12 protein-coding genes and 1 pseudogene are annotated in these 12,718 nt (G+C 57.1%); 7 read left to right on the plus strand and 6 right to left on the minus strand.

Going from position 1 to position 12,718, the window contains the following annotated elements; translation table 11 throughout:
• Window positions 1-242: 242 nt before the first annotated feature.
• Genes AAEZ05_RS13465 through AAEZ05_RS13475 form a run of 3 tightly spaced genes read right to left on the minus strand, consistent with a single transcriptional unit; the run spans window position 243 to window position 3,025 of the window.
• Window positions 243-1,103, minus strand: a complete 861-nt coding sequence (locus AAEZ05_RS13465) for an SMP-30/gluconolactonase/LRE family protein (RefSeq protein WP_045058053.1) — start codon at window positions 1,101-1,103, stop codon at window positions 243-245.
• Between the two features lie 39 nt (window positions 1,104-1,142).
• Window positions 1,143-1,616: a DMT family transporter gene (locus AAEZ05_RS13470; RefSeq protein WP_045058054.1), complete on the minus strand. Its 474-nt coding sequence runs from the start codon at window positions 1,614-1,616 to the stop codon at window positions 1,143-1,145.
• An 11-nt stretch (window positions 1,617-1,627) separates the two neighbouring features.
• Window positions 1,628-3,025 carry an amidohydrolase family protein gene (locus AAEZ05_RS13475; RefSeq protein WP_045058055.1) on the minus strand — a complete coding sequence of 466 codons (1,398 nt, stop codon included), beginning with the start codon at window positions 3,023-3,025 and terminating at the stop codon, window positions 1,628-1,630.
• Window positions 3,026-3,170: 145 nt separating this feature from the next.
• Between AAEZ05_RS13475 and AAEZ05_RS13480 the strand changes: the two genes are divergently transcribed.
• The gene (locus AAEZ05_RS13480) at window positions 3,171-4,082 is read left to right on the plus strand and encodes a LysR family transcriptional regulator (protein WP_045058056.1); all 912 of its coding nucleotides are present in this window, start codon (window positions 3,171-3,173) and stop codon (window positions 4,080-4,082) included.
• On the opposite strand, the gene AAEZ05_RS13485 is transcribed toward AAEZ05_RS13480, so the two are convergent.
• Complete coding sequence (locus AAEZ05_RS13485) at window positions 3,995-5,242, minus strand: MFS transporter (protein WP_045058057.1); 1,248 nt, start codon at window positions 5,240-5,242, stop codon at window positions 3,995-3,997. The two genes, AAEZ05_RS13480 and AAEZ05_RS13485, sit on opposite strands and share 88 nt — an antisense overlap.
• Window positions 5,243-5,330: 88 nt before the next feature.
• Between AAEZ05_RS13485 and AAEZ05_RS13490 the strand changes: the two genes are divergently transcribed.
• The 6 genes and pseudogenes from AAEZ05_RS13490 to AAEZ05_RS13515 all read left to right on the plus strand — a co-directional run bounded on the left by AAEZ05_RS13490 (window position 5,331) and on the right by AAEZ05_RS13515 (window position 9,054).
• Entirely contained in the window at window positions 5,331-6,125 is a 795-nt protein-coding gene (locus AAEZ05_RS13490) for an AraC family transcriptional regulator (RefSeq protein ID WP_045058058.1), read from the plus strand.
• A 67-nt stretch (window positions 6,126-6,192) separates the two neighbouring features.
• Window positions 6,193-6,534, plus strand: a pseudogene (locus tag AAEZ05_RS13495) (hypothetical protein).
• 103 nt (window positions 6,535-6,637) lie between these two features.
• A complete protein-coding gene (locus tag AAEZ05_RS13500) occupies window positions 6,638-6,949 on the plus strand; it encodes a hypothetical protein (RefSeq protein WP_045058059.1) in 312 nt (103 codons plus the stop codon).
• An 872-nt stretch (window positions 6,950-7,821) separates the two neighbouring features.
• Complete coding sequence (locus tag AAEZ05_RS13505; protein WP_010655636.1) at window positions 7,822-8,133, plus strand: hypothetical protein; 312 nt, start codon at window positions 7,822-7,824, stop codon at window positions 8,131-8,133.
• A 24-nt stretch (window positions 8,134-8,157) separates the two neighbouring features.
• On the plus strand, window positions 8,158-8,484 hold the full coding sequence (locus tag AAEZ05_RS13510; protein WP_045062148.1) for a hypothetical protein: 327 nt from the start codon (window positions 8,158-8,160) through the stop codon (window positions 8,482-8,484).
• Between the two features lie 24 nt (window positions 8,485-8,508).
• Entirely contained in the window at window positions 8,509-9,054 is a 546-nt protein-coding gene (locus tag AAEZ05_RS13515) for a hypothetical protein (protein WP_082069250.1), read from the plus strand.
• 268 nt (window positions 9,055-9,322) lie between these two features.
• On the opposite strand, the gene guaA is transcribed toward AAEZ05_RS13515, so the two are convergent.
• On the minus strand, window positions 9,323-10,900 hold the full coding sequence (guaA, locus tag AAEZ05_RS13520) for a glutamine-hydrolyzing GMP synthase (protein ID WP_045062146.1): 1,578 nt from the start codon (window positions 10,898-10,900) through the stop codon (window positions 9,323-9,325).
• A gap of 99 nt (window positions 10,901-10,999) precedes the next feature.
• Window positions 11,000-12,469, minus strand: a complete 1,470-nt coding sequence (gene guaB / locus AAEZ05_RS13525) for an IMP dehydrogenase (protein WP_045062144.1) — start codon at window positions 12,467-12,469, stop codon at window positions 11,000-11,002.
• Between the last annotated feature and the right edge of the window lie 249 nt (window positions 12,470-12,718).

Raw genomic sequence — 12,718 nt, forward strand, 5'->3', positions numbered from 1 at the left:
AAAGCCAAAAGCCCGCAATTACGCGGGCTTCAGGGCATTTCTTGCTAGTTGGTGCCGGACAATGCCGGACGTCCAATCATTCCCACTCTATTATCAATTGATCGAAAAAAACTTTATAAAACAGAGCTTTCAGACATTGGATAATTAAACAACCATGAAAAATGCCATGCACAGTAAACCGTTCAAGAAGTCGGATTAGCCTCTCTCGGGGCAAAGGCTGCCGAGAGCTGACGCTTAGCTACTCAGTTCAGTAGCCCTGTAAATCGTTCTTCTGGAAGTCCCGCAGCGACAATCGCTTCGGCTTTTATCAGCGTGCCATCGAAATCTGCCGGCTTATCCAGCCCTATCCGTGCGCTGGTGCAGTAAAGCGTTTCATAATCAGGTCCCGCTAACACCGGGCAAGTGGTCTGAATACACGGGGAGTCGATCACGCTGTCAACTTTGCCGTCAGTCGCGTAACGCACGACTCTGCTACCGCCCCATTCCGCATTCCAGAGAAAACCCTGCGCATCAATACAAGAACCGTCTGGAGCACCCTGACCGTTGACTGTAGTGAATACACGCTGGTTTTCTAGCGACGGGTAATCACAGCAGAAAATGCATCCTTGCAGGGAGTCCGCGTAATACATGGTGGAACCGCCCGGGCTAAAACAGATGCTGTTCGGGATCGCCACTTCGAGAAGGTCCAGCGTTTCTGTCTCGAGCGTCGCGGCATTGAGCCGGTGAAATCTGCCTATGGTTTGCACCGGCTCGCCGGTGTCCATAGTGCTGAATACGAAGTTTCCCATACGGTCGCAGCGACCATCATTGATCCGGGTTCCTGCCACGCCAGGGGTGGCTGTGATTTTGCTGAAACGACCGGTGCTCAGGTTGTAGTAGCCCAGGCAGGATGCCAGTCCCATCAGCAATATGTCTTCGTCTGCCGTGAGGGCAAATGACCCTAGCGGCTCTGGCAGGGAGCAACGCTGCACTTCGCCGCTTTCGGGGTCCAGAGCAAGCAGTTCGCAACCTGGGATATCGGTCCAGAACAGGCGTTCCGTTCTTTCACACCAGATAGGGCACTCGCCAAGGAGGCTGGTGGTGTCGGTTAGGGTTTTAAACATGGTTGCGTCCTACGAAACAGGATGGGGTAAACAAGGCAGTCAGTTGGAGAACAGCGCTGACCACCTGTCACCGAACAGGGCGATGGCCAAGCCTGCGAGCATCACCATCGACCCGGCCAACTTGACGAGAGACACCGGCCTTTCCGATGCCCCCATCATTCCGAAATGATCGATAACCAGTGACGAGACAATCTGCCCTGCGATAGCGAGGCCCAGCAGGGCTGACAGACCGATTTTTGGCGCAAGCACCACATAACTAAGCAAGGCACCGGCACCCAGCAGACCGCCCAGCAGGCTCCACCAGGGCTGGGCAGGTATAGCCGCCAGTGAGGCCACTATCCCGCCGCGCATCAATGAAAAGACGCCCAGGCATACCGCACCGGCAGTAAATGAGAACAGCGCCGCCGCTACGGAATCTCCACCCACACCTTTAGCGAGTTGACCATTCAGCGTGGTCTGCAGGGTTATGCCAAGCCCTGCGGCGATGGCCAGCAGGTAGTAGGCTGCGTTCATCTCGCGTCTCCTTACTTGGCTGACTCAAGCGGCATAAATGTCTCGGCAAAAATATCCGGCTGGTAGCCTGCGGCAGCAAACAGATGCTCACGGGATTCGTCGATTGCTGCACGCAGCCTTTCGCTGTCCACGCCCAGCACCTTGCCGCCGCGCTTGACGATGCGCCCGCCAATCATGACCGTGTCGACATTGCTGCGTTCGGCCGCGTGTACCACGGTGCCGAATGCGTTACCCGACGGGTAAAGGTTGATGTCCTGCGCATTGATAAGGATCAGGTCGGCCTGTTTGCCGGGGGCCAGGCTGCCGACTTTGTCCTGCAATCCGGCACAGGTAGCGCCGTCGAGAGTGGCGGCTTTGAGCAGGCCATGAGCAGGCAGGGTCACCGGATGATGTTCTGCGCCGCAGCAGCGCTGCTGGTGCATGCCCATGACGCGCTGCAGGTAGAACGCCACCCGCATCTCCATGAACATGTCACCGCTGTAGGAGGTTTCGTTATCGACACTCAGCCCCGGACTGATGCCGTGACGCTGGGCCGACTGCATGGCGAACATTCCATATTCAATGCCGTAGTGGGCATCTGAACGCGGGCATACGTTGACCCGCACGCCAGCCTCGCGAAGGATTTTCCAGCCGGCGTCCGGCAGCGCTGTGCAGTGGTTGAAGATGTTATCGGGGCGCAGCAGACCCTCGCGATGCAAACCCTCCAACTCAGCTGCCATGTCCCCGCCGAAAAATTCGGTAATGATCGGCAGCCCCAAGCGCCGGGCTTCAGCCCATAGCTCAGGCTCCAGCTGCGCCATCACCGCCAGCGAGAGCAGTGGATTGTCGCCGTTCTTGACGTATTTTTCCTGCAGGCGCTCCAGGTTGCCGGGCCAGTGGGCTTTGTCCCACTCACCGGAAACTGGCGCACCAGAGGCGTGTACAGATCGGATACCAGCATCAAGCAGCGCCTCTACCGCAGCATCGGAGTGCGAGCCGGTGCGGCTGTTGTGCGAGTTATCGACCACGGTGGTGATGCCGGCATCGATGCAGCCCAGCGCAGTCAGCAAGTTGCCGATATACATGTCAGCCGGGCGATAGTATTTGGCGAACGAGAAGTGCGTGGCGTTGCAGTAATCTTCCAGGGTTTCGGCATTCGGATTGATTCGACGCAGTTGGCCCTCCCAGGAGTGACGATGCGTATCGACCATGCCGGGCATGGCAATCATGCCGGATGCCTCGATAACAACAGCGTCGCCGGCCTCAATGTTTTCACCTATGGCCGTGATGGTGCTGCCTTCGATAAGGATATCGCCGCGCGCCAGATTGCCGATATCACCATCCATGCTCAGCACAGTGGCGCCGCGGATAAGGGTGCGGGCGGCCGGAGCGGCCGGGGCCTGCACGATGCTGCGGTTATATTCAGCCATTTTCTGTACACCTCTTCAAATTTCGTTGGAAGCAATGTACGCAATGCGGTACTACGGGAAAAAGATGGTTAAACTGTTTTTATTATTCAATATTTACGAATAATAACGACTTCCCCCGATCACTGCTTTGAGGCTGCTAACAGTCATGGACCGTATTCAAGCGATGCAGGTTTTCGTTCGTGTGGCTGAAGCAGAAAGCTTTATCCAGGCGGCGCAGACGCTCTCTCTGCCGGCCTCGACAGTTACCAGCAGCGTCAAAAATCTTGAGAAGTACTTGCAGGTGCGCCTGCTGAACAGAACAACGCGACGGGTCAGCCTGACGCATGAGGGCGCTCAATATCTGGCGCAATGCAGGGAAATATTGGAGCTGATCGAACACACAGAGACCAGCCTGACGGATTCCGTAAAACGGCCACAGGGGCGTTTGCGTGTCGATATGCCGGGTGGCATTGCACACTTCATCGTCATGCCAAACCTGCAAGACTTCTACAGGCGCTACCCGGATATCTACCTGATGATAGGCGTCAACGATCGGCAGGTTGATCTGGTTCAAGAGGGTGTCGATTGCGTTATTCGTACAGGCGAGCTCGATGACTCAACGCTCGTTGCGCGCCCACTCGGTCGGTTTCGCTGGGTGACCTGTGCGTCTGCCGCCTATCTCGAAGAGAACGGTACTCCGCAAAATCCGCAAGATTTGTCTCACCACCGGGCCATTCATTACTTCTCGGGCCGTGCAAGGCAAGCAGGTGAAATGCGCTTTGCCCGTGGCACCGAAAAAATCTCAGTCCCGGTGAACGGCACAGCGGCTGTCAACGAGACTGGGCTTTACATCAAAATGTGCCTTGAAGGTTTAGGGCTGGTGCAGCTCGCTGAGAACGTGGTCAGCGAGCATCTGCGAAAAGGGCGGCTGGTTGAAGTACTTGCTGACTGGCAGCCCGCATCGGTTCCTGTGCACCTGCTATACCCGCATCAGCGCTTTCTATCGCCAGCTGTGAGCGCATTCGCTGACTGGATTGCTGGTCTTGTTCGCGACGATGATTCAGCAGGTTCAAGTTGAACGTTGCGCCCGGCCAGCATTCCGATGAATGCGCCGGCTACGGAGATTGCGGCTGTGATCAGCAGCGGTGCTGTCCAGCCACCGGTCCAGTCGTGCAGTTGGCCTAGCAGCAAGGGGCCTGCGGCTGCCATCAGGTAGCCGACGCACTGCGCCATTCCTGACAGTGCCGCCGTGTCACCGGCATTTTTTGTGCGCAGGCCGATGAAGGTCAGGCCGAGCATCATGCTGGCACCAGAGCCGAAGCCCAGGAACGCGGCCCACAACATGGCGAAGTCTGGCGCGTAAATGAGCCCGATCAGGGATGAGGCGGTTAACAGGCTGACGGTAGCGGCTGCCAGTTTCTGGTCTTTGAGACGGCGAAGCGTGGCCGCCAGAATCAAGCCGGGAATGGCCGTGGTCAGTTGAAGCGTGCCGTGTACCGTGCCTGCTTGCTCCGGGGATATGCCATGGTCCATCAGAATGGTCGGCAGCCAGCCGACGGCGACATAAAAAGGCATCGCGTTCAGCCCCATGAACAGTGTGACCTGCCATGCCAGCGGCGAACGCCAGACGGCCACGGTTGGCGCTTGTTTCGGACCGGACAGATTTACGTGTTCGTGTTTTTTCAACTGCGGCAGCCACACCACCAGCGCCAACAACGGGGCTGCGACCAACAAACTCAGGGCAATCGGCCATCCCCATGATTGGGTCAGCGGAACTATTACGGCTGAACCGACAGCGCCCGCTGCGCCCATCGTGATGGAATAAGCGCCGGTCATGGACGCCATTTTTGTCGAGAAGTCGCGTTTGATAAGGCCGGGCAGCAGCACGTTGCCCAGGGCGATCCCAGTGCCTATCAATATCGTACCGGCGTACAACGCCCACGCGCTGCCTGCGGAGCGGAGCAGGATGCCCGCTGAAATGACCAACAGTGCACCGAAAAGCGTGCGCTCGATGCCGAACCTGCGGGCGACCGATGCGCTGAGCGGGGAGAAGGCTGCAAAGGCAAGTAATGGCAGTGAAGTAAGCAGGCCTAGAGCTGAGGCGCTCAAGCCAAAATCATTCTGGATCAGCGGCAAAACGGGCGCGATGCTGGTAAAGGGAACGCGCAGGTTCACGGCAATAAGCAGAATGCCTGCGACGAGCGCGATGGCATGCCACTTGTTTTTTGTATTTGACATATTCTTTATCTGTCCTCTTGAAAGAAGACAACTGTAGAGAACTTCAGAACTGTATAATATAGATATCAAGACACTAGATACCTAAATTATGCCAAGCTCAAAAAATATCGTTTCCTCGCCGGAAGATTTCGATTCAGATCTTTTCGCCCAGGCAGCGATTGCCCTCAAGGTTGCGCCTGACCTCAATGATTCGGGTGCCCGCCCGCATGATCATCGTAAAGGCCAGCTGATCCTGTCTTTGCATGGCGCAGTGAGCTGTGAGCTGCAAAATGCACTCTGGCTTGTCCCTCCCCAGCACGCCGTATGGATCCCGGGCGGCACGCCGCACAGTTGCCGAGTGACCAGAAACGCCCGGACCTGCTTTCTGTTCGTTGAGCCCGGTGCGGCAGCCATGCCTGAAGAATGCTGCACGGTTGCCATTACGCCCCTTGTTCGGGAGATGATCCTGCATCTCGCTGAACAGGAACCTGCTTACCATTCCGAGGGCAAGACAGCGCGGCTGGTTGCAGTGCTGCTTGAGCAGCTTTCCGATGCTCCGCTGAAAGAGTTGCATTTGCCGATATCAGACCACCCCAAGATCAAACAAATCGCGGATACGCTCTTCTCAGATCCAGGCGACCGAACCACGTTGCGCGAGTGGGCCACTCGTCTTGCAACCAGTGAACGAACGCTGGCCAGGCTTGTAGAAAGCACGACCGGGCTGAGCTTCGGACGCTGGCGCCAACAGTTGCATTTGATGATCGCGCTGAGCCATTTGGCGGAGGGGGTATCCGTGCAGCGTGTGGCGGGCATTCTGGGATATGACTCTGTTAATGCCTTCATCACGATGTTCAAGAAAGCCCTGGGTAAACCGCCTACACAGTATTTTTCCTCGCTACGTTAGCGCTCTGCAGCGCTAATATTGGGTCAACAGGGCACAGTCCGGGGCGCTCATGGACATGGAGAATGTGATGTTGCTGACTCGAAATCAGTTGTTGGGCCTGAGCCTTCTGGCAGTAGTTGGGGGCTGTACCCCTTTTCAACCGCCACCCGGGGACTACACACTGTGGTAGAAAAAGGGGGTAACCCAATCGGGCGTCGACAACGCCATGCGTGCTTGCGGGTATACCAATCTTCATGGCGCGGGAGACACCTCGCCGATTGATGTTGTGCTGACGCGGTTCTACTGTATGAAGGACGCAGGGTTCAAGCGCAGGGATAATCTCGACCTGTGCAAGCTAGGCCGCATTGGCGAATCGCCGGTGTGCGAAGGCCGCATTGGCGAATCGCCGGTGTGCGAAGGCCGCCGGTAATGATTGTTCGCACACTCCGCGTGGGAATGCGCAGACCTGTCTAGAAAGAGTCAGACGACGGCGTATCACATGCTTTCCGAGTCATACCATCAGGGAAGACGCCATGTTTACCAGGAACCTGCTGTTGAGTTTTTGCGCGTTGTTACTGATCGGCTGCACAGGTAGGGGCTTTCAACCGCCGCCGCCGGAATTTACCAATTGGAAAAAAAGCGGGGTCTCGCAAGAGGGTGTCAAGAGCGCTATGACCGCATGCGGCTATACCAACCTGACAGGGACGGGGGACACGACGCCTATTGACGAGGTACTCACGCAGTTTTATTGCATGAAAGACTCCGGTTTCAAGCGCACAGATAACATTGATCTGTGCAAGGAAGGCCGCATCGGCGAATCGCCGGTGTGTGAAGGCCGCCGGTAACCCATCAGCAAAAGAAAGCAGGGAATGAACGATCTACGCAACGGACTGTACGGCACTACACTTGTGTTGGCGGCATCAGCGCCGGGTGGTTGCACCACCTAGACCGCTATCAACGGCAAGCCTGGGGTGAACATGGGGACGGCAATCAAAAGGTGCTCGCCGTGGTCAGCAACGGCAATATCGTGACCAAACAGATCGATGGCCAAGGCTTCCGTGCGGAGAGTTACTCGAAGTGGAGACTGGCAAACAGTTACTGCTGACATCTGCTCGGCTAAGCGTTCTCGATACCATGTCGGCATTCCTTATCCGGGACATGGTATCGATCTAGCGCTCTCAAATACTTACGATGTGCGCCATTAAAAACGCCATTGACAACGTAGCAAACATCACTATCTATTCTTATTTTTTAGATAAAAATCAAATAGTTGCGAATCAGCCTACTCCCACTCGAACATAAACAATCTTAAAAAACCAATATAAATCATATCTTTATTTTGATCATCTCTGCTGATACCACGAAAAATATCATAAACGAAAACCTGTTTTCACACGCAATGCATCATTCATGCGATGTCATGCTCGGCTGGGGAATTGACCCGTCTGCCAATTCCGCACTGATCCTATATTGACTCAAGATCCAATACCGGAAAGTACTCGCAGACCAGGAGTTACGGTCAGTGAAATGTTGGTAAATGGACCAATACTTCATAAGCTGAAACATGCTCGCCTATGGGAATGACTGAACGTGCTGGACGGCAATCAAACAGTGCATAACCGCTATGAGGATGCCGGGGCCGCTTGCAAACCCTTCTAGAGCGACTCACCCTACGGCGTCCCACACTTATCCGAGTCAACCCATAAGGAAGAACGCCATGTTCACGAGGAGCCTGTTGCTGAGTTTTTGCGCTGTGTTACTGGTTGGCTGCACGGGAAGGGGCTTTCAACCGCCGGCTCCGGATTACACAAAATGGTACAAGGAGGGCGTATCGCAGACCGGGATCATTGCTGCGATGCGTGCGTGCGGATATACCAATGTTGACGGCGCAGGAGACAGGTCGCCAATCGATGTGAGGTTACTGAACTTCTATTGCATGAAAGACGCAGGCTACAAACGCAAAGATAACTTGGACATGTGCAAGCTCGGTCGTATTGGCGAATCGCCGGTGTGCGACGGCCGCCGTTAATCCATCACCAAAAGGACACAGGGAATGAACAATCTACGCAACGGATTGTATGGTGCCGCATTGGCCCTGGCGGCAACAGCGCTGGGTGGTTGCGCCTCCTCGGCCGCGATCACCGGCGAGCCTGGGGTAAACATGGGCGACAGCTATCAGAAGGTGCTCGCGGTGGTCAGCCGCAACAATACCGTGACCAAACAGGTCGATGGCCAAGGCTTCCGGGCGGAGGGTTACTCAGGGATGTTCAAGGACTGTCGCGTCAAATACTTCCTGTTCCAGGACGCCGATGGTTTGCAGCGCGTGAGCTATGAGCCGGCGCCACATCTGTCGGTCAACCAGAACTGCCGCCAGCCTTAACTTCCCCCTACGAGTCGATTCCTGATGAGACTGTTGCCTGTAATCCCCGCCGTGCTGCTGCTATCGCTCGGCGGCTGCGGCCAAGTGGCGAACGTGCGTTCGCTGTCCACCGGCTATGTGCCCCCGCAGGGCGGCGAGACCGCGCGTATCCGCCTGCTCACCGACGGCCTGGTGCGCGCCGTGCCGGAGCGTGATTGCCTCGACTGGAACGTGCCCGGCGCGGGGGTGATGGCGTCGGCGAAACCCGGCTTCCCCGACCATAACGGCGAAAACCTCGGCATTCCCGGACCGATCTTTTCGTGGGCCGGTGCGGTCTCGTCGGAGCTGGTGGTGCCGGCGAACAAGCCGATCGCGTTCCATTACCTGGGGCGCCTGCAATATTCCCGGCAGTGTGCCAAGACCATGACCTTCGTCCCTCGGCCTGGCGTGGACTACATGGTGCAGGCCACCATGTCGGCGGACTGTTCGTTCCAGCTGGATGAATTGGAGGCGGGCGGCAAGCAGTGGGCGATGGTCCAACCGCAGCCAGCAGGGAAGGTGTCGATGTGCAACGCGATTGATAACTTCTAGCCGGAAATCTGCGCGGGTTGAAGGTTGCGCGTAAAGTTCTTCAAAACACACGCCAACACCATAGGGGAGATGGGCAAACAGTTATTGCTGACATCTGCGCTGCTAAGCGTTCTCGATACCATGCCGGCATTCCTTGTCCGGGACATGGTATCGATGTAGCTCTCTCACATACGTACGATGGGCGCCATTAAAAACGCCATTGATGACGTAGTGAAGATCACTATCAATTCTTATTTTTACAATAAAATCAGATAGTTGAAACCAAACCTCACTCCCACTCAATGGTCGCTGGCGGCTTGCTCGACACGTCGTAGGTCACGCGGGAGATGCCTTCGATTTCATTGATGATCCGGCCGCTGACGGTTTCCAGCAGTTCGTAGGGCAGGTGTGCCCAACGCGCGGTCATGAAGTCGATGGTTTCCACGGCACGCAGGGCCACGACCCAGGCGTAACGACGGCCATCGCCAACCACGCCAACCGATTTCACCGGCTGGAACACTACGAACGCCTGGCTGACCTTGTGGTACCAGTCGGCCTTGCGCAGTTCTTCGATGAAGATGTGGTCGGCACGACGCAACAGGTCGGCGTATTCCTTCTTCACTTCACCGAGGATCCGCACGCCCAGGCCCGGGCCCGGGAACGGGTGACGGTAGACCATGTCGTACGGCAGGCCGAGTTCCAGGCCCAGGCGACGGACCTCGTCCTTGAACAGCTCGCGCAGGGGTTCAACCAGCTTGAGGTTCATTTCTTCCGGCAGGCCGCCCACGTTGTGGTGCGACTTGATCACGTGGGCCTTGCCGCTTTTCGCGCCAGCCGACTCAATCACGTCCGGATAGATGGTGCCCTGGGCGAGGTATTTAATGTTGTCCAGTTTGTTGGACTGGGCATCAAACACGTCGATGAAGGTGCGACCGATGATCTTGCGCTTTTTCTCCGGGTCGCTTTCGCCAGCCAGGTTGTTGAGGAACTGGTCCTCAGCGTTGGCGCGGATCACCTTGACGCCCATGTTCTCGGCGAACATGGCCATCACTTGCTCACCTTCGTGCAGGCGCAGCAGGCCGTTGTCGACAAAGACGCAGGTCAGCTGGTCGCCGATGGCCTTGTGCAACAGGGCCGCAACCACCGAGGAGTCGACGCCGCCGGACAGGCCCAGCAGTACGTTGTCGGTACCCACCTGGGCGCGGATGTTGGCGATGGCGTCTTCGGCAATCTTCGACGGAGTCCACAGGGCTTCACAGCCGCAGATGTCGAGGATGAAACGCGACAGGATGCGACCGCCCTGCTTGGTGTGGGTCACTTCCGGGTGGAACTGCACGCCGTAGTAGCCGCGAGCGTCGTCAAACATGCCGGCGATCGGGCAGCTTGGAGTGCTGGCCAGGATGTGGAATTCCTGCGGCATCCTGGTGACCTTGTCACCATGGCTCATCCACACGTCGAGGCCGAACAGGCCGTCAGCGTCGATGTGGTCTTCGATGCCGTCGAGCAGGCGGCTCTTGCCGACCACGTCGACACGGGCGTAACCGAACTCACGCAGCTCGGAACCTTCAACCTTGCCACCCAGCTGTTCAGCCATGGTCTGCATGCCGTAGCAGATACCGAAGACCGGCACGCCCAGGTCAAACACCGCCTGCGGGCAGCGCGGGCTGTTGGCTTCGTGCACGGACTCGGGGCCGCCGGCGAGAATGACGCCTTTCGGAGCGAATTCGCGAATCGCGTCTTCATCCATGTCGAACGGATGCAGTTCGCAGTACACGCCGATCTCACGCACGCGGCGGGCAATCAGCTGGGTGTACTGGGAACCGAAGTCGAGGATCAGGATGCGGTGAGCGTGAATGTCGAGGGACATGATTCAGTCTCGTCTAAGTAATTCAGAAACAGTCGTGATTCAGAAACAACTCGGGGCTGAAGAAAACAGCCCCGGTTACTTAACTTTGTGCTTGAAGCCTCAACCTACGCGGTAGTTTGGCGCTTCCTTGGTGATCTGCACGTCATGCACGTGGGACTCGGCCATGCCGGCGCCGGTGATCCGCACGAACTCGGGCTTGGTGCGCATTTCTTCGATGTCGGCACTGCCGGTGTAACCCATCGAGGAACGCAGGCCGCCCATCAGCTGGTGAATGATGGCGCTCAGGGTGCCCTTGTACGGAACACGCCCTTCGATGCCTTCAGGTACAAGCTTCTCGGCGCCTGCCGAGGAATCCTGGAAGTAGCGGTCGGAAGAGCCCTGGGCCTGGGACATGGCGCCCAGCGAACCCATGCCACGGTAAGCCTTGTACGAACGGCCCTGGAACAGTTCGATTTCGCCCGGCGCTTCTTCAGTACCGGCGAACATCGAGCCCATCATCACGCAGGAAGCACCGGCTACGATGGCCTTGGACAGGTCACCGGAGAAACGGATGCCGCCGTCGGCGATCAACGGAACGCCGGTGCCTTCAAGGGCTGCGGCGACGTTGGCGATGGCACTGATTTGCGGCACGCCTACACCAGCGACGATACGGGTGGTGCAGATCGAGCCAGGGCCGATACCGACCTTGACTGCATCAGCACCCGCTTCGGCCAGGGCCTTGGCGGCAGCGCCGGTGGCGATGTTGCCGCCGATGACCTGCACGTCAGGGAAGTTCTGCTTGACCCAGCGAACGCGGTCGATCACACCCTTGGAGTGACCGTGGGCGGTGTCGACCACCACCACGTCAACGCCGGCATTTACCAGCGCCGCAACGCGATCGCCGGTGTCTTTACCGGTGCCGACTGCAGCGCCTACGCGCAGACGACCTTGATCGTCCTTGCTGGCCAGCGGGTAAGCCTTGGCTTTTTCGATGTCATTGACGGTCATCATGCCCTTGAGGGCAAACTTGCCGTCGACGATCAGGACGCGTTCGATGCGGTGTTTGTGCAACAGCTCGCGAACGTCGTTCTTGTCGGCGCCTTCCTTGACCGTGACCAGGCGCTCTTTAGGCGTCATCACTTCACGGACAGTGGCTTCCATACGATTTTCAAAACGCACGTCACGGGAAGTGACGATGCCGACCAGGTCGCCATCGTGCAGTACCGGAACACCGGAGATGTTGTGCAGGCGGGTCAGTTCGAACAGTTCACGCACCGTGGCGTCAGCCTCGATGGTGATCGGATCCTTGACCACGCCGGCTTCGTAACGCTTGACCTTGCGCACTTCGGCAGCTTGCTGCTCGATGGTCATGTTCTTGTGGATAATACCGATGCCACCTTCCTGAGCCATGGCAATTGCCAGTCGGGCTTCAGTGACGGTGTCCATGGCGGCAGAAACCAGAGGAATATTCAGCTCGATGCCACGGGTTAGGCGGGTCTTGAGACTGACTTCGTTAGGAAGCACCTCGGAATAACCGGGCACTAGGAGAATGTCGTCGAATGTCAGAGCTTCTTGGCTGATACGCAGCATCGCGGGGGCTCCCGAGCGGGAAAATGGAAGCGCGCCATTATAGTCAGACACCCCCTCGGGTTCAATGTAAAACTCTGTCTATTATCAACCTTATAGATATACGGAACATATCGCCCCTGTAGGAGCTGCCGCAGGCTGCGATCTTTTGATCTTGCTTTATGAAGATCAAAATCAAAAGATCGCAGCCTGCGGCAGCTCCTTGTATGTTGACCCAGCACCCAGCGAGAGAGGTCTAAGCTCGTTGGTGCT

It is taken from the genome of Pseudomonas sp. HY13-MNA-CIBAN-0226 (assembly GCF_040310305.1).
GTDB classification, from domain to species: Bacteria; Pseudomonadota; Gammaproteobacteria; order Pseudomonadales; family Pseudomonadaceae; genus Aquipseudomonas; species Aquipseudomonas gregormendelii.

Excerpts from the sequence above, each read along its gene's own strand:
- AAEZ05_RS13465 (WP_045058053.1), bottom strand. The coding sequence starts at position 1,103 with ATGTTTAAAACCCTAACCGACACCACCAGCCTCCTTGGCGAGTGCCCT.
- AAEZ05_RS13470 (WP_045058054.1), bottom strand. The coding sequence starts at position 1,616 with ATGAACGCAGCCTACTACCTGCTGGCCATCGCCGCAGGGCTTGGCATA.
- AAEZ05_RS13475 (WP_045058055.1), bottom strand. The coding sequence starts at position 3,025 with ATGGCTGAATATAACCGCAGCATCGTGCAGGCCCCGGCCGCTCCGGCC.
- AAEZ05_RS13480 (WP_045058056.1), top strand. The coding sequence starts at position 3,171 with ATGGACCGTATTCAAGCGATGCAGGTTTTCGTTCGTGTGGCTGAAGCA.
- AAEZ05_RS13485 (WP_045058057.1), bottom strand. The coding sequence starts at position 5,242 with ATGTCAAATACAAAAAACAAGTGGCATGCCATCGCGCTCGTCGCAGGC.
- AAEZ05_RS13490 (WP_045058058.1), top strand. The coding sequence starts at position 5,331 with ATGCCAAGCTCAAAAAATATCGTTTCCTCGCCGGAAGATTTCGATTCA.
- AAEZ05_RS13500 (WP_045058059.1), top strand. The coding sequence starts at position 6,638 with ATGTTTACCAGGAACCTGCTGTTGAGTTTTTGCGCGTTGTTACTGATC.
- AAEZ05_RS13505 (WP_010655636.1), top strand. The coding sequence starts at position 7,822 with ATGTTCACGAGGAGCCTGTTGCTGAGTTTTTGCGCTGTGTTACTGGTT.
- AAEZ05_RS13510 (WP_045062148.1), top strand. The coding sequence starts at position 8,158 with ATGAACAATCTACGCAACGGATTGTATGGTGCCGCATTGGCCCTGGCG.
- AAEZ05_RS13515 (WP_082069250.1), top strand. The coding sequence starts at position 8,509 with ATGAGACTGTTGCCTGTAATCCCCGCCGTGCTGCTGCTATCGCTCGGC.
- guaA (WP_045062146.1), bottom strand. The coding sequence starts at position 10,900 with ATGTCCCTCGACATTCACGCTCACCGCATCCTGATCCTCGACTTCGGT.
- guaB (WP_045062144.1), bottom strand. The coding sequence starts at position 12,469 with ATGCTGCGTATCAGCCAAGAAGCTCTGACATTCGACGACATTCTCCTA.